Origin of the sequence: Veillonella sp. AS16 (assembly GCF_000517785.1) — a bacterium.
In the GTDB taxonomy this organism is placed as follows: domain Bacteria; phylum Bacillota; class Negativicutes; order Veillonellales; family Veillonellaceae; genus Veillonella; species Veillonella denticariosi.
This window is the reverse complement of record NZ_AZYX01000022.1, coordinates 1-25281: the sequence shown is the minus strand read 5'-3', so window position 1 is coordinate 25281 and position 25281 is coordinate 1. Positions and strand designations below refer to the sequence as shown.

Annotated in this window: 17 protein-coding genes and 3 tRNA genes; 17 read left to right on the top strand and 3 right to left on the bottom strand. The window is 42.9% G+C overall.

What is annotated here, in order from left to right; genetic code table 11:
- The first annotated feature begins 82 nt into the window (after positions 1-82).
- From HMPREF1521_RS07975 to HMPREF1521_RS07900, 16 genes are all read left to right on the top strand, one after another.
- The gene (locus HMPREF1521_RS07975) at positions 83-1750 is read left to right on the top strand and encodes a hydantoinase/oxoprolinase family protein (RefSeq protein WP_038117931.1); all 1668 of its coding nucleotides are present in this window, start codon (positions 83-85) and stop codon (positions 1748-1750) included.
- Complete coding sequence (locus tag HMPREF1521_RS07970; protein WP_051435779.1) at positions 1740-3209, top strand: histone deacetylase; 1470 nt, start codon at positions 1740-1742, stop codon at positions 3207-3209. The genes HMPREF1521_RS07975 and HMPREF1521_RS07970 overlap by 11 nt, the downstream gene beginning before the upstream one ends.
- Before the next feature lie 131 nt (positions 3210-3340).
- Complete coding sequence (rph, locus tag HMPREF1521_RS07965; protein WP_038117929.1) at positions 3341-4096, top strand: ribonuclease PH; 756 nt, start codon at positions 3341-3343, stop codon at positions 4094-4096.
- Between the two features lies 1 nt (position 4097).
- The gene (locus HMPREF1521_RS07960; RefSeq protein ID WP_038117926.1) at positions 4098-4673 is read left to right on the top strand and encodes an XTP/dITP diphosphatase; all 576 of its coding nucleotides are present in this window, start codon (positions 4098-4100) and stop codon (positions 4671-4673) included.
- A 51-nt stretch (positions 4674-4724) separates the two neighbouring features.
- Complete coding sequence (locus tag HMPREF1521_RS07955) at positions 4725-5222, top strand: metallophosphoesterase (protein WP_038117923.1); 498 nt, start codon at positions 4725-4727, stop codon at positions 5220-5222.
- A gap of 77 nt (positions 5223-5299) precedes the next feature.
- Positions 5300-6082 (top strand): adenosylmethionine decarboxylase, encoded by a 783-nt coding sequence (gene speD, locus HMPREF1521_RS07950; RefSeq protein ID WP_038117920.1) that lies wholly within the window; start codon positions 5300-5302, stop codon positions 6080-6082.
- 148 nt (positions 6083-6230) lie between these two features.
- Positions 6231-7436, top strand: coding sequence for an NADP-dependent malic enzyme (locus tag HMPREF1521_RS07945; protein WP_038117917.1), 1206 nt, complete (start codon positions 6231-6233; stop codon positions 7434-7436).
- A 272-nt stretch (positions 7437-7708) separates the two neighbouring features.
- A tRNA-Pro gene (locus tag HMPREF1521_RS07940) sits at positions 7709-7785 on the top strand.
- A 10-nt stretch (positions 7786-7795) separates the two neighbouring features.
- A tRNA-Gly gene (locus HMPREF1521_RS07935) sits at positions 7796-7869 on the top strand.
- A gap of 95 nt (positions 7870-7964) precedes the next feature.
- Positions 7965-8041 (top strand) — tRNA-Arg (locus tag HMPREF1521_RS07930).
- Positions 8042-8536: 495 nt separating this feature from the next.
- The gene (locus HMPREF1521_RS07925) at positions 8537-13831 is read left to right on the top strand and encodes a YadA-like family protein (protein ID WP_051435778.1); all 5295 of its coding nucleotides are present in this window, start codon (positions 8537-8539) and stop codon (positions 13829-13831) included.
- Between the two features lie 319 nt (positions 13832-14150).
- Positions 14151-15560: an MATE family efflux transporter gene (locus tag HMPREF1521_RS07920; RefSeq protein WP_038117915.1), complete on the top strand. Its 1410-nt coding sequence runs from the start codon at positions 14151-14153 to the stop codon at positions 15558-15560.
- A gap of 363 nt (positions 15561-15923) precedes the next feature.
- Complete coding sequence (locus HMPREF1521_RS07915) at positions 15924-16619, top strand: MIP family channel protein (protein WP_038117914.1); 696 nt, start codon at positions 15924-15926, stop codon at positions 16617-16619.
- A 154-nt stretch (positions 16620-16773) separates the two neighbouring features.
- Positions 16774-17820 carry an OmpA family protein gene (locus HMPREF1521_RS07910; RefSeq protein ID WP_038117911.1) on the top strand — a complete coding sequence of 349 codons (1047 nt, stop codon included), beginning with the start codon at positions 16774-16776 and terminating at the stop codon, positions 17818-17820.
- Between the two features lie 174 nt (positions 17821-17994).
- Positions 17995-19116, top strand: a complete 1122-nt coding sequence (locus tag HMPREF1521_RS07905) for an AI-2E family transporter (RefSeq protein WP_038118295.1) — start codon at positions 17995-17997, stop codon at positions 19114-19116.
- A 109-nt stretch (positions 19117-19225) separates the two neighbouring features.
- Positions 19226-19882, top strand: a complete 657-nt coding sequence (locus HMPREF1521_RS07900) for a PepSY domain-containing protein (RefSeq protein ID WP_038117909.1) — start codon at positions 19226-19228, stop codon at positions 19880-19882.
- Positions 19883-20028: 146 nt separating this feature from the next.
- Here HMPREF1521_RS07900 and HMPREF1521_RS07895 read toward each other — a convergent pair whose 3' ends face one another.
- Complete coding sequence (locus HMPREF1521_RS07895) at positions 20029-21546, bottom strand: NAD(P)/FAD-dependent oxidoreductase (RefSeq protein ID WP_038117906.1); 1518 nt, start codon at positions 21544-21546, stop codon at positions 20029-20031.
- A 329-nt stretch (positions 21547-21875) separates the two neighbouring features.
- Positions 21876-23096, bottom strand: a complete 1221-nt coding sequence (gene sstT / locus HMPREF1521_RS07890) for a serine/threonine transporter SstT (RefSeq protein WP_038117904.1) — start codon at positions 23094-23096, stop codon at positions 21876-21878.
- 250 nt (positions 23097-23346) lie between these two features.
- On the opposite strand from sstT, the gene HMPREF1521_RS07885 reads away from it, so the two are divergent.
- Positions 23347-24072 carry a ubiquinone/menaquinone biosynthesis methyltransferase gene (locus HMPREF1521_RS07885; RefSeq protein ID WP_038117902.1) on the top strand — a complete coding sequence of 242 codons (726 nt, stop codon included), beginning with the start codon at positions 23347-23349 and terminating at the stop codon, positions 24070-24072.
- Here HMPREF1521_RS07885 and HMPREF1521_RS07880 read toward each other — a convergent pair whose 3' ends face one another.
- Positions 24073-24822 carry an SIMPL domain-containing protein gene (locus tag HMPREF1521_RS07880; RefSeq protein ID WP_232203209.1) on the bottom strand — a complete coding sequence of 250 codons (750 nt, stop codon included), beginning with the start codon at positions 24820-24822 and terminating at the stop codon, positions 24073-24075.
- Positions 24823-25281: the final 459 nt, after the last annotated feature.

Sequence of the window (25281 nt, the reverse complement as noted above, 5' to 3'; positions counted from 1 at the left end):
GCCTTTTTCCATTGTGTTTCGATTGATTTTCTGATTAACCGATTGTTTGTTTTCTAGCGATCTGATCGGTATAGGAGGTTTTATGCTATTAGGATTGGATGTGGGCGGCACTTTTACGGATGCGGTCATCATTGAAGGACATCGCGTGATTGCATCGGCAAAGGCGCGTACAACAAAGGATAATCTCATGGACGGTATCGGTGCAGCTCTTGATGCGGTGTTACAGTCATTGCGTACTCATGCTGCTAAGACCGGCGAAGCTGATAATTTAACGAAATCTATCGAGCAGGTTACCCTGTCTACGACCGTTGTGACCAATACCATTGTGGAACATAAGGAGGCGCCTGTAGATTTATATGTTATTACGGGGCCCGGGATGAACGTGGACCATAGCTTTCCCGTACAACCACAATATATAAAAGGCTATACGGACCACCGCGGTATTGTAGTGGAAACATCCGTAGCGGATATTTCCGCTAATCGACATAAACATAATCTGGCGGCGGTATCGGCAAAGTTCGGTGTTCGTAATCCGCAAGAGGAACTATCCGTGGCGAATCAGCTGAAACCATATTACGATGTAATTTCGACGGGGAGCAGTCTCAGCGGATCTTTAAATTTTCCGCGGCGTACGATCAGTGCTTATTTTAATAGTGCGGTTACCCCCGTATTTACATCATTTAAAATGAGTGTCGAGGAAGCTTTACGAAAACGTAATATTACAGCTCCGCTTTATATTCTTAAGGCGGATGGCGGCTCTTTGCCGATTGCACATATGAAGTCACGTCCTGTTGAAACTGTTTTCACGGGTCCGGCCGCGACAGTATTGGGATTGTATGCTTTGAAAGCGGTTGGAGACAGTCATACGGTGGCCTTAGATATTGGAGGCACTACGACGGATATATCCTTGTGGAAACAGGGCCGCCCTCTCATGACGAAGAATGGTGTCTCCATCCGTGAATACCCGAGTGCCGTTCGGTCCTTTGCGGTAACCTCTGTCGGTATCGGCGGCGAGTCCGCGGTGCGCATTGAGGATGGAGTTTTAACCGTAGGCCCTGAACGCGTCGGTCCGTCGGCGGCGCTCGGCGGTGAAACACCGACCTTGGGGGATGCTCTTATCGTGTTGGGCTTTGCCCGATATGGTGATATGAAGTTGGCCGAAGAGTCAATACTTGCCTTAGATAGTTCCTGTCCGGTAGAGGAATTAGCTCAAAAAATTATACATACCGCACTTCAGACTATTCAATGTGGTATCGAAGACGTTGTGGCGGCGGAAAATAAACGTCCCGTTTACGTGGTGGCGGATATCGTAAATCCCGATGTATTTAAACCGGCTCAGCTTGTGGTAGTAGGAGGGACGGCATCGAGTTTAGGTGACAGTATAGGAACATATCTGAAACTGCCGGTTACCATTCCGGATAATGCGGCCGTTGCCAATGCCATCGGTGCGGCCGTGGCTTTATCGACCATCGAGATTACCGTTCACGTCGATACGAAGCGTCGTATGCTCGTTGTTCCCGAACTGGGCATCAAGGAAGCGAATTGCACGCTGCGGCGTGGCGATGATGTAGTCCATTACGCTACATCTTTATTGTGTGCTGAGGCGGATCGGTTGGGACTTAATCATCATCAGGATGTGGAGGTCATCAGCCTGGAGGATTTCCCTGTAGTAGAGGGCTGGCAATCGCTGGAGCGTTTGATTATGGTGAAAGTACAACTTGAAGCGGGGGTGAAACATCATGTGGAATAAAGGATTATCATATCGTAATCGTCATGGATTGACCTCTATAGGGCATTCTATAAATGATAAAAACCTGGATGTAAATCCAAATACTATAGAGAATGCAGGTCAGCTACAAGCCGGTATGAAACCTGCCGAGCCGGTAGAAGGCTGTCAGACATTAGGACTCGTATTTTTCCCGGCCTTTGACTGGAAGATTTCCGAAACTCATCCGGAACGGCAGGAACGCCTGCTTTATACGCGAGACCAGATCGTAGAGGAGGGCTTGCTGGATCTCTCTAATATTCGTGAATACAATCCTATCGTAGCCGATTGGGATACGATTGAACGCGTTCATGTAGGGGCTCCTGACCTGGCTTCCTGGGTGACGGAAGCACATCGGGTGTCAGCCGGAGGTGCTATTGCAGCGGCAGATGCCGTATTATCCGGTGAGGTGGATCGTGCATTTGCCCTTGTGCGGCCTCCGGGGCATCATGCGATGTCCATGGTTCACGGTATTCGTGGTTTTTGTACCATTAATATTGAAGCCGTCATGATTCAGCATATGCGTCAACAATATGGAATCAAGCGGATTGCCGTGGTGGATACGGACGTTCATCACGGTGACGGGACGCAGGATGTGTTCTATCATGACCCTGATACGTTGTATATCAGCTTTCATCAGGATGGGCGGACATTATATCCCGGAACGGGTTTTATGAATGAGTTTGGCGGACCTCAAGCCGTTGGTGGGAATATAGATATTCCGTTGCCGCCGGGCACGGGTGATGAAGGTCTGCTAACGGTGATGCGGGAATTGGTATTGCCTATCTTGGAGGATTTCAAGCCGGATATCGTCATCAATTCTGCGGGACAGGATAATCATTTCAGCGATCCGTTGGCGAATATGCAGGTGACCGCAAAGGGGTATGCGGAGCTGGTAGATCTATTGCAGGCGGATATAGCCGTTCTCGAAGGCGGTTATTCGGTGCAGGAAGCGTTGCCGTATGTCAATACGGGTATCATTTTATCTATGGCGGGGCTGGATTACAGCAAGGTTATTGAACCCGCATTTGACCCTGTGCGTTATAAACAGTCAAAGGATGTTACAGAATATATTGATGATCTCATATCGAAATGGAAGATCCAGTGGGCGAATCGATATGATATGGCTGAGGCGGAGCGTTTAGGATCAGGTCCCATATGGTCCGATCATCGCAATATTTACTACGATGAAACGGGGGTCCAGGAGGAACGTCTCGAAAAGGTGCGTATGTATAAGGATAAGGTAGGATGGCACAGTATATTATCACGTGGTCAATATGGACCGTACGGCCCGCAAAGTGTATATGCCATGTTTATCCCTTGGCAGGCTGATGATGACACGAGGTATGATGCGGTAACGGAGGCGAAACGCGCCAAAACAGAAGGCGGTGCCGACCGTTATGTCGTTGTGGATCCTTTAGGCATGGGGCAATATGAATTATGATTGCTCGAAAGTACTGAGGAATAAACATCCTCTGTGATGTAAAATAGAAAAAATATGCTATAATAAAGCTAACGGCGCCCCTTTGTGAAAGGGGCGTTCTATCTGTATAATTTTAGAATGGTGAGGTTCCTATGCGCAGCGATAATAGAACAGCGGGTCAGTTACGACCTATCAAGATTACACGGCATTTTACGGAATATGCAGAAGGGTCCGTATTAATCGAGTGCGGCAAGACGAAGGTTATTTGCACGGCTACCGTTGAGGACTCCGTACCGCGTTGGCTGAAAGGGACAGGTCAAGGCTGGGTGACGGCGGAATATTCTCTGTTACCTCGCTCCACCCAGACGCGGGTCAGCCGTGAGGCGGCAAAGGGGAAACAGACGGGGCGCACCGTTGAAATTCAACGACTTATAGGGCGTGCATTGCGAGCCGTCGTGGATCTTAACGCTCTCGGAGAACGGTCCATAACCGTCGATTGCGATGTAATCCAGGCGGATGGGGGCACCCGCACCGCATCTATTACCGGTGCATTCGTGGCGCTCGTTGATGCGGTGGATTTCACCTTCGGCGGTGCAGGAAAGTTCCCGATTACCGACTTCTGTACGGCGATTTCCGTGGGAATCGGCCCTGACGGTCCTATTACAGATCTTTGCTACGAAGAAGATAGCGCTGCGATAGTAGATATGAATGTGGTGCGCACCGGCTCCGGTAATCTGGTAGAGGTACAGGGGACCGGTGAACATGGTACATTTAATCGGAATGAACTCGATGCATTGCTCGACTTGGCAGAGGACGCTACTGATGAATTGATGGTGAAACAACGTGAAGTGTTAGGTGCTACGGCAAATAAAGTCGGCAAAGAATTTCCGACGGCACCGGAGGTATAATATGGAAATTATCGTATTGGCGACGGGAAATAAAGGTAAAATCCGTGAATTTAAAGAGGCTTTTTCACATCTGTCCATTGAATGTGTATCGGTGAAAGATGTCATCGATATCGATGAACCTGAGGAAACGGGTAATACCTTTATGGAAAATGCATTGCTCAAGGCCCGTTATTATGCGCAGGTCACAAAGAAGCCTTGTCTTGCGGATGATTCGGGGCTTACGGTGGATGTGCTTGACGGGGCTCCGGGAGTGTATTCCGCTCGGTATGCAGGGGTTCATGGAGATGATGATGCGAATAATGCGAAACTGATTCGTGATTTGCAGGGAAAAGACAATCGCTCGGCCCACTATGTATGTGCATTGGCTCTCGTGTATCCGGACGGCCGTGAGATAACTGCGGAGGGTTTTTGTGACGGTCTGATTCAGGATGAACCGAAGGGAACAGGAGGGTTCGGATATGATCCGTACTTTTATGTACCTCAATGTAAGAAAACCATGGCGGAACTATCTATCGATGCAAAGGAAAGCATCAGCCATCGAGGCCGTGCGTTACGGGAACTTATAAAACGCCTGTAAGTTTAATATGAATTACAGTTAGGTTTAGAATACAAAACATTTTAGGTTAGTATGAAACGAATTGGTATAATCAGCGATACCCACGGGTATCTGGAAAATATAGATCTCGTATTGAAAGCGACAGAGAATCGACATATCGACATGTGGCTGCATGCCGGGGATTATGGTGATGATGCGAGGTATATGCAGGATCATACAGCGGTTCCGGTTTATGCGGTACGGGGAAATAATGATCGCGTGCAGCCTCTCGAACCGAGGGAACAATTGATTCCTCTGGAGGACACCTATATTTACATGACTCATGGTCATGAGGTATCATATTATAATCGAATACAGGAATTACTCTATCTGGGACGTTCGATGGGGGCGCGCCTGGTCGTGGCCGGTCACAGTCATCATCACGGTGAATATCGTCAGGACGATGCGTTATTTGTCAATCCGGGCAGTATTTCATTGCCTCGGGACCGATCCGGCGGCACCTTTGCCATCGTTACCTATGATAAAGGTACATTTGATGTAGAGTTTGTATATAAACAGAATATTGTTTAGTTATATGGTGAAAGTATCGGAAACGAAGCTTTCACAAAAAATAGTAAGTCTATGCATGGAAAGGGTTATGACATATCATGGATACACAAGTTAAAGCGAAGCCTAAAATGAAGTTATATGGGTTTAATAATCTCACAAAGACATTGAGTTTTAATATTTATGATATTTGTTACACCCGTACCGAAGAAGAAAAGAAACAATATATTCAGTATATTGATGAAGTATATAATGCGGAACGATTGACATCGATTTTGACGGAAGTGAGTCGCATTATCGGTGCCAACATTTTGAATGTGGCCAAGCAGGACTATGATCCGCAAGGGGCGTCCGTAACCATCTTGATTTCCGAAGAGGAAATTGAAAAAGAAGATGTGGTGATGCATCTTGATAAATCGCATCTTACGGTGCATACATATCCGGAAAGTCATCCTCATAAAGGTGTCAGCACATTCCGTGCCGATATCGAGGTATCCACATGCGGTCAGATTTCACCGCTTAATGCCCTTAATTATTTGATTAACAATTTTGATTCGGATATTCTCACATTGGATTATCATGTGCGCGGCTTTACACGCGATGTATCGGGTAAAAAAATCTACATTGATCATCGCATCAACTCCATTCAAAATTATATTAATGCAAAGACTAGAAATCTCTACAATATGATTGACGTGAATGTATATCAGGAAAATATTTTCCATACGAAAATGATGTTGAAGGAATTTGATTTGGACAATTATTTATTCGGTATTACCGAGGATGAGTTGAGCGCTCGTGAAATCAAGGAAATTAAACATCAATTAAAACAAGAGATGATGGAGATCTTCTACGGTCGAAATCTGCCGTCTGTGAAAGCGTAAAATTACAGCCATTATACATTTCTAAAAGTTTCGAAGAACTAAATCGAAAAATCTTGAAATATTAACATACATTCTGTATAATGATGTTAGCAAGAGGTATTTTATACCGACTCTATTGAGTCCGTTTGTATCCAAAAGGAGATTTATTATGGACGTACGTGAATTAGCAGTACAGAAAAAACGTGAATTAAAAGGTTTCTTAACTGTAGGAACTAAATATGAATTAAAAGACGCACATGATCTATCTGTCGCATACACTCCTGGTGTAGCAGAACCATGCTTGCGTATTAAAGATAATGAAGCGGAATCTTTTGAATTGACATGCCGCTCCAATATGGTTGCCGTAGTATCCGACGGTACTCGTGTACTTGGCCTTGGCGACATCGGTGCCGCCGCAGCTTTGCCTGTAATGGAAGGGAAATCCCTTCTGTTTAAAAAATTCGGTAATGTTGACTGTATCCCGTTGGTAGTAGATACAAAAGATGCGGATACATTGATTAACACCGTAAAATTGTTGCAAAAAAACTTTGCAGGTATCAACTTGGAAGATATTTCTTCCCCTAAATGCTATGAAGTTGAAAACCGATTGAAAGAAGAGTTGGAAATCCCTGTATTCCATGATGATCAACACGGTACAGCAATCGCTTGTCTTGCCGGCGTAAAAGGGGCTCTTCGTTTGGTAAAGAAAGATTTAGCAACTGCTAAAATCGTTGTAAACGGTGCCGGTGCAGCGGGTGCGAACATTGCACGCCTATTGTACCTTGCAGGTGCCCGCAACATTACCGTATTGGTATCTTCCGGTGTATTGCATAAGGACTATAAACGTCTTGACTCGTTGCAAGCTGAATTGATCGATATGTTAGGTCTTGAAGAAAAACATGGCGACTTGGCTGAAAATGCGAAGGGTGCAGACATTCTTCTCGGTGTATCCGCAGCGGGTGCTTTCACAAAAGAAATTTTGGAAAACCTGGCTGATGATGCTATCGTATTCGCAATGGCAAATCCTAATCCGGAAGCGACTTATGCGGACATGAAAGCAGCCGGTGTTCGCATTGCCGGTACAGGCCGTTCCGATGCGCCTAACCAGATCAACAACGTGGCCGTATTCCCTGGCGTATTCCGCGGTGCTATCGATGTTCGTGCATCCAAGATTACTGACGAAATGAAATTGGCTGCTGCCGATGCATTGGCACATTTGATTCCTGATAGCGAATTGAACGATGAAAATGTAATGCCGTCCGTATTTGACCCACGTGTGGCGCCGGCTGTAGCAAAAGCTGTTGCTGAAGTTGCTGTAAAACAAGGTATCGCTAAAAACCCTCAAGTTATTGAAGATGGCAGCTACGAAGGTTAATTACAATATAGCTTTCGTGACATTTTAAAATCACGACTCTAGCGTGATTAGGATTATGATAAAAATAGAAATTGTGTAGCTCCGTAATGTCGCTATACGGTTTCTATTTTTATTTATAAATTTATAGAATTTCACATAAAAATACTTGTCAGTTTTTTTTGTCGGTGATATAATAAATTTCGTTACAGAGATGCGTGTTTCGTGATGTTCTCTGTGATAGTAGTGGTTGACATCAACCATTGGGTTTGCTATAATGGCAAAGTAACGAATGACGGGGCATAGCGCAGTTTGGTAGCGCATCTGGCTTGGGACCAGAGGGTCGCAGGTTCGAATCCTGCTGCTCCGACCATTTTTATTTTGCGGGTGTAGCTCAATGGTAGAGCCCCAGCCTTCCAAGCTGGTCGCGAGGGTTCGATTCCCTTCACCCGCTCCATTTTTTTTTGCCTTTTTTAGGTGAGATGTTTCACTTATTGACGTCATATAAGACATAAATTATACTATAGTAGATAATTATATATGAGTATACATGGTTCAGTAGCTCAGTTGGATAGAGCAACGGCCTTCTAAGCCGTGGGTCGGGGGTTCGAATCCCTCCTGGATCACCAAAGAAATACGCGGATAGTTCGATTTGAACTATCCGCTTTTGTCGTTTAGGAGTGTCGATATATTGATGCTCTTTTTATATATAGTTAGGTATAGGTGTTAACATGATTAGTAATGTTATTTTTGCGATGAATGTAATGATAATAGATAGAAAAAATTAGCTTTATATTGCGTTTTTATCATAGCTGGTAATAAAAAAATATATATAAATATAAATTTATGTTTAAAATGAATAAAACTTCATAAAATAGAGAAGCGATGGGTAAAAAAATACACTTATAATTATTATTTAAAAATTAAAAATAATTAAAAGTCCATATAAATACTGTGTTCTCATATACTGATAAAGCATGAATAAAAAATGAAATTTCCTTGATTGTTATATCGATAATCTTATATAATGTACATATTATGAGTAATTATAAATCTTAAATGTGTAACTCATGAGGATTTATAAAGTGATGTCTAGGTTATAGTTATTACAATAGGAGAACTTAATGAACAAGATTTTTAAGGTGATTTGGAGTAAAAGTAAAGAATGTTATGTAGTTGTGTCTGAGATTGCTAGCAACTACAGTGCTAAAAAAACTGTATTGGCCAGTGTTTTTGCCGTATTGGCGGTAACAGGCGGCGTGGCGCCTGTTATGGGGGCGCCCTTGCCGACGGAGCTTACCGATAGAGGCTCTGTTAAAATCGGTGAATATGCAAGCACTAGTAACCGATCTACTGTCGTGATAGGGACAAGCAGTCAATTCAGGACTTCTTCAGCTGATGGGGATAAGGCGATCGGTATAGGTGCCGGGATTACAGCTAGTGGTAATAACAGTGTTGCTATCGGGGCTCATTCCTTAGTTCAAGATGATCAGGGCATTGCGATTGGCGGTGCTTCCGGTGATAGTGGTGCTAAAGCTATAGGGGCACAGTCTATTGCTATCGGTGGTGATACCATAGCTAGAGGTGCTTCCTCAATTGTAATCGGTGGGGATGACGTGGAGGCAGCGTTTGCTAAAACCGTAACGTATACAGATATTAATACCGGACAAGCTAAAACGGGTACATTGAGACAGGCGTCGATTGATTTAGCGAATATACAGTTACCTCAATATATAACTGCTACAGCTAGCCATGCAGGGACTGCCATCGGTATGAAAACTAAAGCAGGTGATCTAGGTCTTTCTTTAGGGATGGGGGCGGACTCCGCTACTCGTCTAGATGGTAAATCAGGTAATGTAGTTAACTCTATTGCTATCGGATCCGGGGCAAAGGCTAATCGGGATAATTCTATTGCTATCGGTGGTGGTGCTACTACTGATGCAGCGGGTGTGGCACAGACAAGTTATACGTTGAGCAATGGGGATACAGTTAACTGGGCCGGCGGTGAACATGTGTTGTCCGGTGACGTGGTATCATTCGGTGCTGTTGGATATGAACGTCAGCTTAAAAATGTAGCACCTGGTGTTGTCAGTGCAACTTCTACTGATGCGGTGAACGGATCTCAGCTATTTGCAATCGCTGAAAAAACGTTACCAAAATATATTTCTATTAAATCTGATGTGGCCGGAAATAAATCGAATAAGGGCGCAGAAGCTACTGATTCCATGGCTATCGGACCGGATGCTTCTGTTACAGCGGCGGCTACTAAGGGCTTAGCTATCGGTACAGGTGCATCTGCTACTGTAGAGAACGGTGTTGCTGTAGGTTCACAATCGAAATCAAGCACAGCTGGTGGTGTAGCCGGCTATAATATAAATGATTCAAGAACTGATAAATATGGCGCGTTGTCCGGTACGGCATTGACATCTACGTTGGGGGCTTTTGCGGTAGGTAATGATACAAATACACGTCAAATCACAGGGGTAGCTGCAGGTACTGCGGATACGGATGCGGTTAATGTGGCACAGCTTAAGAGCGTGAATTTGAAAGTTGCCGGTGATGCAGGTACAGGTGATGTTAATCTTGCTAACAGCACGTTGAATATAAAAGGGGCAGGTCTTGCTACCACTGCTGCAAACGGTAACGATGTAACGGTAACTGTATCCGAAAAAGCAGTTAAACAGGAAGCTGTTAAAGCGGTTACAATGGCAGCAGCAGATCCTAATGGCCCAATCACTGTTACGCCGGATGTTAGCGCAGATAAAGATTCCGCGTCTTATAAAATTGGTCTTGATCCAACTAAGGTCGCTGAATCTACAAAGTTGACATATAAGGATAATGACGGTGCAGATAAGACTGTTACGTTGAGCAAAGGTTTGAACTTTAAAAACGGCACTATGACGACTGCTAAGACTGAAGCAGACGGGGTAGTAACTGTTGATATCAACGATGATACAAAGGATAAAATCAATAATGCTGCGACAAATAAGCTAGACAACCTTACACCGGAAGGTGAACAAAAGGTTAAGAGCTTGTCCGCCTGGAAGGTGAAGGCTAATAACAGTAATGCTGAAACAGTAACAGGTGGAGATACCGTTACATTTAATGATGGTTCCAATATCGCTATTACGCAAAATGGCAAAACTTTCACCGTTGCAACAAAAGATGACGTGACGTTTAACAGTGTAACGGCTGGTTCGAAAGTGACAGCACCTGCGGTAGAAGGGCTGACAAATACGTCCTGGACACCAGGTAGTACAACTCCTGTGAGTGGTCGTGCGGCGACGGAAGATCAATTGAAGGCCGTTGATACACAGGTAGCGACAAATAAAGACGATATTGCTAAGAATAAGGATAATATCGATAAGAACAAGGATAATATTGCAAAGAATGCGGACAATATCACGAAAAATGCCGGAGATATTGCCACAAATAAAGGTAATATTGCAACCAATACGCAGAATATTGCAACTAATACAGCAGCCTTGGCTCGTAAGATTTCCTTAGGCGGCGATACCGGTAATACGACAGAGAAATCCTTAAGTACCGGTGATGTGAAATTTAATGTAAAAGGTGCGGGCCTTGTAACGACTTCTGCAGCCGGTGATGATGTAACAGTAACCGTGACAGAAAAAGCGGTTAAACAAGAAGCTGTTAAAGCTGTTACAATGGCAGCAGCAGATCCTAATGGTCCGATTACTGTGACACCTGAGCTTAGTGCGGACAAAGATACGGCAACTTACAAAATTGGTATCGATCCAACTAAGGTGGCAGAATCTACTATCTTGACTTATAAGGATAATGATGGTGCAGATAAGACCGTTACATTAAAGAAAGGTTTGAACTTTAAAAACGGTACTATGACGACTGCTACAACTGCTGCAGATGGGGTAGTAACTGTTGATATCAACGATGATACAAAGGATAAAATCAATAACGCCGCAACGAATAAGCTAGATAACCTTACATCGGAAGGAGAACAAAAGGTTAAGACTTTGGCAACATGGAATATCGGTACAGCTGCTGACGGTGGAACTCATTCCGGTGACTCCACAAGTACTGTAACAGGTTCTGATACAGTGACTTTCAAAGCAGGTAATAATCTTAATGTAAATCAAACTAGTAGAGATATTACATTCTCCTTAAATAAAGAGATCTCTGATATGACTAGTTTAGGTCTTACAAATCCGGATGGTGCAAAGGCGACTATTAAGACTGGAAAAGGTGATGCTCATGTAGGTGAAACAGACCAAGCGGATCGCATTGTTTATACTAATGCAGCTGGTACTGAAGAACAGGTGGCAACATTAAAAGACGGTTTGCAATTCGGTGGCGATAATAATTCTGAAGTTATCAATAAGACCTTGAATCAAAAGCTGGAAGTTGTTGGCGGTGCTGATGCAGCGAAATTATCCGATAACAATATCGGTGTTAATGCGAAAGACGGCAAGTTGCATGTACAGTTGGCTAAAGAATTGAATGACTTGACTAGCGCTCAATTTAAAAACGGTAATGCAGTATCCACAATCAGTGGTGCAGGCACTACCGTGACAGACGGTACGAATACATCTCAGTATGGTCCTAAAGGCATGACCATTAATCCAGGTGCAAATGAAATATCTCTTACCGATAAAGGCTTAAACAATGGTGGTAAAGTCATCTCCAATGTAGCGAGCGGCGGCACTGTTGATACTAATGCGGCAAACATCGGTGATGTGAAGAAAGCGGCTGCAGCATCTAAAACGACAGTATCTGTTAATAAGAAAGATACAGAAACTCCGAATTTGGTACTGGAAGAAACTGTAGATCCTGCTGACGGTCATACAAATTACGATATCAAGTTGGCTGATAAAGTTAACTTGGGTAATGGTAACATCGTTCTTGACGGTACTGATGGAAGCATCAAGACTAAGGGCAACATTATATCCGAAGGTACTGTAGAAGGGAAAGACCTCAAAGCGGGCGATGTAACTGTTAACAAGGACAACAAAGGTACTGTGAACGGTTTATCCAATAAGACCTGGACTCGTGGACAGGCTCCTGTGAGCGGTCAAGCAGCCACAGAAGATCAAATCCAAGCGGTAGATACACGTGTGATGGATGTAGAAGATAAGGTGGCTGATTTCGGCTGGATGGCGAAGAGCAGTGCTACAGGCACAGGTAAGGCAACGGGCAATAACGCGGCGACTAAGGTTGGCGATAAAACAGAAGTGGAATTCCGTGCCGGTGACAACCTCACTATTGATCAAACAGGTACTACTTTCACGTATTCTTTGAATAAAAATATGACAGGTCTTGAAAGTGTATCCGTAGGTGATGTGGCAAACGATAAACCGGGCGTTGTATTGAACGGTGCTGACGGCACTATGGGCGTACGCGGTAAAGATGGTGCGAATGCATCTATTACAGCGGCTAAAGGTGCTGATGGATTAACAGGTACCGGTGCCGGTAAAGATCGTATCGTTTATGAAACCAAAGATGCAGCAGGCAATCCTGTAAAAGAAACTGTAGCGACAATGAACGATGGTTTGCATTTCGCCGGTGATAACGGAAATACAGTTATCGACAAGACCTTGAATCAGAAACTTGAAATCGTTGGCGGTGCTGACGCAGCAAAATTGACTGATAACAATATCGGTGTTAATGCGAAAGACGGTAAGTTGCACGTACAATTAGCTAAAGATTTGAATGGTTTGTCCAGTGTGGAAGTGAAGGACGATAATGGTGCATCTACTGTTATGAAAGGTGATACTGTTACGAGCAAAGATGCAGCAGGAAATACTTCTGTTGTAAATGGCTCCGGCGTGACTATCACACCTGCTAATCCGCAAAATCCGAATGCCGGTACAGTTTCCTTAACTACTGAAGGCTTGAATAATGGCAACAATCAGATTAAAGGTGTTGCAGCCGGTACAGCAGATACAGATGCGGTTAATCTTGGTCAATTGAAAAAGTCCAATGCTCAGCTGGCTAATGCAATCTCTAATGTTGAATCCGAAACACAACGGGTAGGTGCTCACGCGGCGGCTATGTCAGCGTTGAAACCAATCCAATATGATCCGTTGGAACCGACTCAAGTTATGGCCGGTTACGGTAACTATCGCGGTAAGAGCGCGGCGGCATTGGGTCTTGCTCATTACACTAATGAAGATACCATGTTCAATGTGGGTGTTTCCGTAGGTGGACGTCATAATATGATCAATGCCGGATATACGCATAAGTTCGGTAACAGCGATGCGAAAAAAGCTGTACCGGAACGTTACAAAGGTGGTCCAATCAGCTCCATTTATGTAATGCAGGATGAAATGACTTCATTAAAACAAGAGAACAATAGACAGAAGGAAATGTTAGACAAGCAACAGTCTGAAATTGAATCCCTGAAAGCTATGGTTAATACTTTGTTAGCGACTAAAGGTTAATAATCAAATAAGGTCATGAGTTCTACATGGTTTTAGTAGTATCTTAGATGCTACGTGGAAAGGTTCCGTATGATGGTGGCGGCTGTTTTAGCTGTTACTAATACGGAACCTTTTTATATTTTATAAGATACAGTTGTATCGTTATGGGTATTTTATACGTTATAATCTGGAATGAGGGCCTTGCGTATTGAATCGTTTCAGATGAGAATAATTACCGAGGAAATCGTGTCATATGCTATAATGAATGAGATATGTAACAGGCGTTAATGAGTCGTTACATGATGAATTGTTTTTAAAGTACTACGTATCTGGAGCATACATGATAGGATTATTACGTCGATGGTTTTCCATTGAGGCTGTATTGCCTTATGAGACGCGAAAGGGCCCGGTAGGGTCTACGAAAGAGTTATATGGTCGATACCTGAAAATTGCATGGCCGGCTACCTTGCAAGGATTAATGCTGCAGTTCATGACCGCTATCGATCTTGCTATGGTCGGTAGCTTAGGAGCTGGGGCGTTGGCATCTGCGGGCATAATGGGACAGCCTGAGATGGTCATGCTCATTTTCTGTCGAGCTCTGTCTATCGCTGTAACGGCTATTATTGCCCGTCGCTATGGTGAGGGCGATATGGACGGTATGAATGCGGTGTTAAAGCAGGCGATTTTACTTAACTTTTTGATATATATACCGCTGTTAGCAGTATGTCTTTTTAATTTGGAGCATATTTTACGTTTCACAGGTGCTGAAGACAGTTATATTGAAACGGCTGCATGGTATGGACGTTTTATTGTTATCAGTCTTTTATTTCAGACTTTCAGTCAAGTTGTGGGGGCCGCTCTTATCGGCTATGGAAATACAAAGGTTATCTTTAAGTCAAATGTAGTCGGCAATATTCTAAATACCATCATGAATTTCTTTCTGATCTACGGTATCGGATTTTTCCCCGAGTTGGGCGTTATGGGGGCAGGTGTATCCACAATGCTCAGCAGTGCGGTGATTGCACTCTTATTATTGCGTACTATTTCACAACATACATCGGACGGATTAACATTAAGACATCCGTCGAAATGGGGCTTTGAACGATCGGTATTACATACGGTATTTCACGTCGGAGGCAGTTCGTTCGGCGAGCAGTTTTTTGAACGCTTCGGTATGTATACGTATACGATGATTGTTGCATCGTTAGGGGCTGTTCCGCTAGCGGCACATTATGTCTGTATGAATTTAATGGATATATTTTATTATTTTGCTATGGGCCTCGGCTTTGCAGGGGCATCCCATACGGGACAGTGTTTGGGCCACAAACGGTCTGATCTGGCGTATGCATATGGTCAAATCGGGGCGCGAATCGGCCTCTGTGTCGGCTTGTTGAGTGCTTGCATTTTCCTTGGATTAGGTGATGTTCTTGTTCAGTTTTATACACGTGAAAGCGATGTTGTCACTCTTGCGGCATCGTTGATGGGCGTTATGGCTGTTGCGGCCTTTCCTCAAGCATTACAGCAAGTTTATTCCGGTGTGTTGAAAGGGGCGGGGGATACATATTATATTATGAAATATTCCCTTGTCAGTGTTGCAATCATTCGTCCTATTATTACGTATTTATTATGCATTACATTGGGGCTTGGACTCTTTGGTGCGTGGCTATCACTTTGTTTTGATCAATCTTTGAGACTTTGTTGCGCTTATATACGTTTTATTCGTGGAACATGGCAATATCGAATTGTTTAAATTTTCTCATGAAAGAAATGTGAAAATTTTATGAATAGTTTATTGCATATTCAAGGGGATTCATGTAAAATAACAAATGTGGAAAAAATGACACATTGGGGAATGTGTTATCTGATCCGGAGGATCTAATTTCATATATATGTAAGGGATGTATATAAGAAAGCATAAGGGCTCGGTTAGTGCATACTAACCGGGCCCTTGTTGTTTTATATGATTATCTTGAGGGACTTTGAACGTGTAAAACCTTGTTGACAAGGTTTATAACTTTTTTATAATATCGAATAGAACATAATCGCTATACATAGAAGTTTACGGACTCAGATTGTGTTTTATTTATGCTTAATTTTTATAAGGAGGACAATTGTGAACAAGTATATTGCTGAATTTATCGGTACAATGATTTTGGTATTTTTCGGGACCGGTACGGCCGTTGTGACAGGTGGTTTTACAGGCGGTTTAGGACTTGGATTTTTAGGTGTTGTAGCTATTGCCTTGGCGTTCGGTTTGACTATCGTCGCAGGGGCTTATGCGATTGGTCATATTTCAGGTTGTCATGTCAATCCGGCGGTGTCTATCGGTGTTTGGCTTGCCGGCCGTATGTCTTTGAAAGATTTCGGCGGCTATGTAGCGGCTCAAGTTCTTGGGGCCTTTGCCGGCACAGGTTTATTAAGTTTTATCGTTAAATCATCTGAAACACTTTCCAGTTACGGTGCTGACGGATATGGCGACTTAAGTGCTGTCGGACTATCTATGGGCGGTGCGTTTGTAGCTGAAACCTTTCTTACGTTTGTATTCGTACTTGTTATCCTTGGTGTCACATCTAGTGAAAAAACATCCTCCATTGCGGGCCTTGTTATCGGTGCTACATTGACAATGGTTCATTTAATCGGTATTCCATTGACGGGAACATCTGTAAACCCTGCTCGTGCATTAGCTCCGGCCGTATTTACCGGCGGTGAAGCTTTATCTCAGGTATGGCTCTTTATTGTGGCGCCTCTTATCGGTGGTGCTATTGCGGCCGTATTCCATCGTGCATGGTTTTCTGAAAGCGAAGACTAGTTAATCAATATAAGTTCTGTGTTTAGAATTTTTCGGAGAACTTCATCGAATACTCATAAAATATATTGATAAATTTAAAAATTTTTTGTAAAATATAACTATCTTATTACTATCCCGGGCTGTTTCTGAAGCGGGGTTATGGAGGGTCATTATAATGAACAAAAAATTATTAGCTTTGATGGCTGTTACTGCTGTAGGTGTTTCTGTAGCAGGTGCAACACCTCAAACTCAGTTTGACAAAGGTGAAGTCCAAGTGGACCTTGGTGCAGCACATTCAAAATCAAAAACTAACGCGTTCAGTTCCGATGCAAAATGGAACTTTGACGGTGGCGTAACGTATGCATTAACTGATAAAACAGCAGTACAATATGCATATCACGGATTAAAAGATCATTTTGTTGATTTCGACTATAACGACAAAATGCATGAAGTTAATTTGATTCAATCTTTGAACAAGAACTTCGCAGTATATGGCGGTTATGGCCGTATTTCCGGCGATGACTTCGTGAAAGCGAATAATATCGCACAAGCCGGTGTAATCGGTAAAGCAAATCTTGGTTCTAAAGTCGATGTATACGGTAAAGCAGGTGTAGGTACTAAAAAAACTACGACTTGGGAAGCTGGTCTAGGCTTTAAAGCAACTGATGATTTGGATATCAATGCAGGTTATCGCTATATCAACACAAGAAGACATGCTGATGATAACATTTCCTTCCAAGGACCTGTTGTAGGCTTGTCCTATCGTTTCGGCGGTTCCAAGGTGGCTACGCCGGTATCTGCTCCGGCTCCAGCGCCAACCCCTGCATATACTCCTGCTCCGGCTCCTACAGTGCAGGAAGCGCCTAAACATGAAACTCCTAAATTGGATTACTATGTACAATCCATCTACTTTGACTCCGATCAATCCACTCCACGTTACGACCAAGCGCCTAACTTGGATGCTGCATTGAAAGCTGCAAACAAATATTCTCAAGACCAAGTTAAATTGATGGGTAATGCTGATACTGATGCAAATCCTCAATATAATATCAACTTGTCTGAACGCCGTGTACAAAGCGTTGCTCAATTCTTAGTAAATAACGGCGTAGCAGCTAATCGTCTGATCGGTGTTGCTAATGGCGATGCTAAACCGGTTGCAACAAATTCAACTTCTTCCGGTAAAGCTGAAAACCGTCGTGTAGACGTATACATTCATCGCTAATTTCTAGATGAATCTAGAATAGACATTTCTTAAGTCCATCTTATCGTCATGCTCTCGTATCTATCGGGAATTGAATACGCGATAAGGTGGGCTTTTGTGTTCTGGCAGGTCATATAACGTTCATTAATATGTGGTATGGTATGCGTTGTGAGTATAGTAAAGTGGGTTATGCGTATGGAAAAATTCAAATATTATAAACAACTCGTCGGCGCTATTATACTGGCCGGCATTATGGCGATAGTGGCGCTTCGCATAGGTGACATCGCTAATGCTATTGATGCTGTACTGTCAGCTTTTGTACCCCTTATTTTGGGGGCCTGCATGGCATTCGTGCTGGATATTCTTGTCGTTCGTTACGAACGTTGGCTGTGGCCTAAAACCAAGTTTGGCTGGCGGTATAAGATTCGTAGACCGTTGAGTATCATTTTATCCTTTGTGACCATCAGTCTCATTGTATATTTCATTGCTCGCATGGCTGTGCCGCAACTAATTCATTCCATGTCAATTATTGTTTCGGCGGCACCGCAACTTTATGCGGACTTTCAGGTGTGGATACAACATATAACGGAAGCTATTCCGTTTGCATCAAACCAAACGATTATGGATACGTTAAATGGTGAAAGCTTTGTAAAGTATACACGTGAGTGGGGGACAAAGGGCGGCTCTTACATCGTTGATACGATGGGATCCGTTTTATCCTGGACCTTGAATATCGGGTTGGGACTTATTTTCGCAGTATATATGTTGCTTGATAAGGAACGCCTGATTTTACAGGGAAAACGCATGTTAAAAGCGTATGCTTCAGATGTATGGATGGAGAGAACAACGTATGTAGGTAATGTTGCTGTTAAGACATTCAGTAATTTTTTTGTAGGCCAATTTATCGATGCTTTGATTCTGGGTGTTATGGTAGGCGTAACATTATGGCTGTTCAATATCGAGTATGCCACAACGATTGCGTGCGTTATCGGCCTCACAGGATTGATTCCTCTCCTCGGTATTTACATAGGTGGAGTGATGGGTGCTGTTATGTTGCTCACCGTCAATCCCATGGATGCATTGCTGTATGTTGTTATCCTGGAGGTATTGCACCAAATTGAAAGTAATGTAATATATCCTAAGGTTGTGGGAAACTCTATCGGTCTCCCCGGATTGTGGGTGTTTGCAGCGGTTATCATCGGTGCCAGTCTCATGGGGGTCACAGGAATGTTAGTAGGTGTGCCTTTGGTGGCTACGTGTTATAAATTGCTGATGGCCGATGTGGAGGCTCGATTGGCTTCAAATGAAGGTTTGTAAATCAGTTTTTAGTTAACTGTCGCTATATGGTTATCATTAATTGATGATTCTGTTATATGAGATGCTTTCACGAATGGTGAAAGCCTGTATATGCTAGGAGGATTTATAAATGAATAAAAAGTTAGTTTCTATGGTGTTAACGGGTGTTTTAGCGGTCGGAGTCTTATCCGTTGCGGCACCGAACGAAGCTCAGGCTCGTAAGACGAAACCGGAAACGAGTACTGATATATCCGTACAACGTGCACCTGGTGAATCCATGGTCATGACGATGAGCAGAATCGGTACGATTTTCCAAAATCGTTTCCCTAATGCGGCAATCCATTCCGTAGAATTGAATTCTAATGACTTGAATTACGGTTATAAAGTGGTAGGTTACAGCAAATATCATCAATATAAGTTGAAAATTGATGTAATTACAGGTAATGTATCCGATATGGAAGAAGGCGGTAAGCCTAAAAAAGTGATTGGCGAAATCTTTAATAAAGATAAAGTCATCGAAGCTGCTCAGGCAGAAGCTGTGGCTAAGCAACAATTAGGTGCGGATGCGGTTATGAAGGGCTGGAAAATCGAAGCACATGAAGGCAAGGTCCTCTATTATGTAACGATGCACCAAGACGGTAAAAAAGTTGTCGTTACTGTCGATGCACAAACAGGAGCTTATGTAGGTCAAGGTAAGGCAAGTAAATTACCACCGGAACCGGATCAAGGATTTGATGGACGTAAAACAAACATTATCTGGGGTAGCGGTATCGATTTAGGGCGTTAATCCTTGGATACGAATGTGATAGTATTTAAATAGTTGTCGTATTAAAAATAAAGAAAAACGGTCTGTACCAACATTAATCGGTACAGACCGTTTTTCTTTATTACTGTATGTAATGATATAGTTTTCTCTTGTGAGCGGGTTTTGTATTACCAGCGATGTTCGTAATATACCTGAGTCCACATGATAACTTCGATTAGGGAAGGGTGAGGGCTCATGGTTTCGCCGACGGTAATGACCGATCGTGGATCCATATTGCGTGTTAAACCTTGAGCGCGTAGTCTCTTGGTTCGCTCCGATGCGATGTCCTCATTGATTGCCGTTAAAGGTGTAACACCGCTGTTCATAAGGTTTACATATGGTTGGAATAAAATAGAGGCTTGCGGTCCTACAACGTGCATGCCGAGGATATAATTGGTATCCTTATCGACGACGATTTTCACAAATCCGTCATTTATATCGCCCGGATTGATGCCCATTGCATAGCCTTTAGCCGTAGCGGAGTAGTAGTTTTTACCGACACCTACATTATAGCCGGCCTTGACTGCTTCCGCCTCGGTAAGGCCTACACTGCCAATCTCAGGATACGAAAACGTAACCTTTGGCAGTGTGTCGTAACGGGCCCAGCGATAATCCTCTTCGCTTGTGGCGTAGAAGAGATTGTGTGCAATGATATCCGCCTCGTAATTGGCGCGGTGACGGAATGCCGGTTCGCCGTTCACATCGCCTAACGCATAGATGCCGTCGACGGAGGTTTCCAAGAACTCATTTGTTTTAATCCAGCCGTTTTTCCAAGTCGTGATACCCGTATTTTCAAGATGTAATTCCTGCACGGTAGGGCGAATGCCGGCGGCAACTAAGATTTCTTCTACTTTCGTCTCCGTAATTTCGCCCGTTGTACGATCTTTTGTTATAACGACCTTGAGGCCGTTTTCCTGGCGTATTTCCACGGTATCTTGATTCAGGATCACATTGATACCGCGAGCTCTGTAATTTTCGAGCAGATGAGCCGAAACTTCTTCATCTTCTTTCGGCACCAGACGTACATTATGCTGGATGATTGTAACCTCTGTACCGGCGGAAGCGAATACATGGGAGAATTCTGCACCGATTGGGCCTGCACCCAGTACGGCGAGGGATTTATATGGCTTTTCCGGATATTTATCGCCGAAGAGGCTTTCACTGGATAAGAAACCTGCCTCCTGAAGTCCCGGTACATTTGGAATGTTGCTATGACCGCCTGTGCCCAGAATGATGATTGGAGCTGTAAGTTCTTCGGATTCGCCGCCGTCATTGAGGTGAACTTTCATTACCTTGTCGGATACAAAGCTGGCTGCGCCGCGATAAACGTCAACATTGTCGAATGCATCGTAATATTTAAAAATATCTTTGTTTTCATCGATTACATGCCATACGCGTTTTGAAATGGTATTCCAGTCCATTGTTGCCTCGCTGACATTGATGCCGATCTTTTTAAATTCCTCGACCTCTTGTACGGCATTGGCTGCCGTTACCATCACCTTTGTAGGAATACAGCCGCGGTTTAAGCAGGTGCCGCCGAATTTACCTTTTTCTATTTGTGCAATCTTAAGGCCCTTTTTTTGCGCTGCATCTACTACGATGTTGGCGCCGCCTGTGCCGACTACAATAATATCGTATTGTTTCATGTCGATTCCTTTCTGATTTTATTCGTTGAGAGTTATTATTGTTAATTCTATTATATCAGTACATTTAAGAAAATCAATATAGAAGGTCAATTTTATTTTCAATATATATTTGTAATACATCGACTATGTAATACATCAATTGTGTTATACATCGGTTGAATAGATTCCTCAGACATATAGTTTAAATAGATTTCACAGATATGAGGGGTTATGTATCGTGAGAGGATCTAATATATTGTTATTTTTATACAACAAAAGACGCCCTGTAAACCGGACTGAAAAGTTAATTTAACTTTTATAGTTTCGTTTTTAAGGGCGTCTTTAGAAAATTATTGCCAGTCTTCGTTATAGCCGCGTTTTGCATAGTCTGCCGTAGCGGTAAAGAGAATGTCCGTACTAGAGTTCAGTGCTGTTTCCGTAGAGTCCTGCAATACTCCGATAATAAAACCTACACCTACAACCTGCATGGCGATATCATTGGAAATACCGAATAAGGAGCACGCCAATGGGATGAGCAGCAATGAGCCGCCTGCTACACCGGAAGCTCCGCAAGCACCGATAGTGGCGATGACAGAAAGGAGAATCGCAGTCGGAATATCCACCTGAATTCCTAATGTGTGAGCTGCAGCTAACGTCATAATCGTGATGGTGATGGCTGCGCCACCCATATTGATTGTGGCACCTAACGGAATGGATACGGAATACATATCCGGATTTAAGTGTAATCGTTTAGCCAAATCCAAGTTTACCGGAATGTTTGCGGCGGAACTGCGTGTGAAGAATGCGTAAATTGCAGATTCGCGTAAGCATTTGAATACTAGAGGATATGGATTGCGTCGGATAAAGATGAATACGAGTAATGGATTGATTACAAGTGCTACAAAGAACATGGAACCTAATAGGAGAACAAGTAGCTGTAAATATCCCAGTAAAGCTTCAATACCATTTGTAGCAATAGAGTCGGCCACAAGGCCCATAATTCCGAGCGGGGCGAATCGGATGATCCAACCTACAACGGTCGTAATTGCTTGGGAAAAAGATTCCATGTTTTCTTTTGTGCCCATTGGAGCCTGTCGTAAGGCTCCGCCAATCATGAGTGCCCAGCCGAGAATACCGATATAGTTACCGGTCATCAAAGCGTGCACCGGATTATCTACGATATTTTTTAATAATGTAATCATTACTTCCGCGATGCCTTGCGGTGATGCCGCATCGGTAGCCCCTGTTGCAAGATGTAATGTGGTCGGGAAGAACCAGCTTACGATAACTGCTAATGCGGCGGATAGGAAGGTACCTAGCAAGTAGAGCGTGATAACGGAGCCCATCCCTGTTTTTTGCCCCGATCGATGTTTGCTGATTGCGGTAATAACCAAGAAAAATACGAGAATCGGTGCAATACCCTTTAAAGCACCTACGAATAAAATACCCAACAATGATAATTCTTTTGCGATATCGGGAATATAAAGCGCCGTCACAATACCTATAATCAGACCGATAATGATTTGTTGAATGAGGCTGACTTTATTTATTGATGTCATAAATCGATTCATGTTACACTCCAATACTTAATTAGTAGATGTGGATCTCCACAATTAATAAATTATAAAATCATAAATCCTTTTACAAGGGACATATGTCATTATACAACGAACACGGGTTGTAGGCAATAGACAACTGGTATTGTAGGAGATAGTTGATTAACACAGTGTGCGGTGGAGATGCTTTCAGTGGCGTCGGTGATATGGTATACTATGCCATATGCGACATATTAAAATATTTTAATCTGTGAAAGTGAAAGTAATGAATACTAAAGAATTTAAAACCTATGATGATAAAGAAGCATTTGTACAAGGTGTGTTCTCTAATATAGCCAAGCATTATGATTTGATGAATACGGTACTCAGCTTCGGACAGGATTACTTTTGGCGGAAATTTGCCGTGAAAGAAATGAATGTGGGACCATATCAGCATGTGCTCGATGTAGCTTGCGGTACTTGTGTATTTACAAAGGAAGTATTACGGCAGGAACCGACTGTTACGGTGGAGGCATTGGACTTTAATCATGACATGCTGAAAGAGGGGCATGCGCGAATTGAAGCGGCCGGTTTATCGGATCAAGTGAATTTAGTACAAGGTGATGCGATGGCATTACCTTATGCAGATAATACTTTTGATGCTGCTATGAGCGGTTTTGCCATGAGAAATGTGCCTGATATAAAACAGGTGCTTTCAGAAATGCAACGCGTTGTAAAGCCGGGAGGGAAGGTTGTCGTATTAGAACTGGCAAAGCCGAGTATGATTGGATTTAAGCAATTATATAATTTATATTTTTCCTATATATTACCTGTTATAGGAAAGCTGAGTAAAGATAATTCGTCATATTCTTGGCTGCCTGAGTCGTTACGTCGCTATCCTCATCAACGTGAGATTCTGGAAATCTGGAAGTCGTTAGGATATGAAAATGCCACCTATCATGAGTTGACAGGCGGCATTGTAGCAGTTCATGAAGGCGTGGTGCCTCATTAACTATTGTAAGTAGTAAATGATATTAGCATCCTGAGATACAACTAAAGAGCCGTTTTCCACAGGTGTGGATGTACTAAGTGCGGCTTCCATTACTTTAGCACTACGATAATAAGTATTGTCGATAGTGCTAGTTTCATTTGTGCTGATAGAAAGTGATTTGACAGGGCCTAATGTGCGTCCTAGAGCAGCGGCAATAATTTCAGCTTTGTGGCGACCGTTTTTAACAGCTTCGGTCGTGAGTGAATCTGATAATTCTTGAGAGGTTTCACTTTGGAATGTTAAGTTGTTAATATCGTTAGCACCGACGCTGACTGCGGCATCAACAGCTTTTCCTACATTACTGAGGTTGTTAATCTTAACGGTGACACGATTGGACACGCTATATCCGGTGTTTATACGCTTACCATCCTGATAGTCACTGGCAGGGTTTATTGATATGTTGGATGTATACACATCTTTCTTGTCGATGCCTAGGTTCGCGAGTTTGCTGATGAGGTCGCTCATGATGCGGTCGTTATTGGATTTTGCGGTGTTGATATTGGCGTTTTCACTGCTGATTCCTAATGTTAAAATCGCATAGGTCGGCGCAACGGATCGAGACGCTTGACCGGTTACATGGATTTCTGTGGTATCAAATGTTCCTTGTGGTGATGCAAAGACTGAAGTTACCATTGTTGCACATACTGCAGCTATAGTGATGGCTTTGGTAAATACGTTTTTAGAGCGTTTCATAATAATCTCCTTACACAATCATACGTAACAGGATACACTAACACATTTGTTGGAAATACAGTTATAGATACAATCGTACTGTTCTATAGTTTCCGTATTCTGGTATCATAGATTTATTCTATAAAAACATTGTACACAATATATTTCGTATTATCAAATACGTTTTTATAATAATTAAAACATATAGTTTTTTGTAGTCTAAGGATTTTACGGATTTTACCTGAAAATGAACTGAAAATGAAGTTTTGGCGGTGGAGAACTTAAACCTTGCGTATATATAATGGTTGTAATATAATATGCATACAGTCTTTTGAAAGGCTGTTTCTTAATGAATAAGATGTAGTATCTTATTCGTTATTTTATTTATGTGTAAACATAAAAAGCTATATAAAATATGTTGACATAAAAATGTGAACATGTTAATATATTCAAGTCGCCAGTTGGCAAAGCAACTCGAATGAGAATTGCTTTGATGCC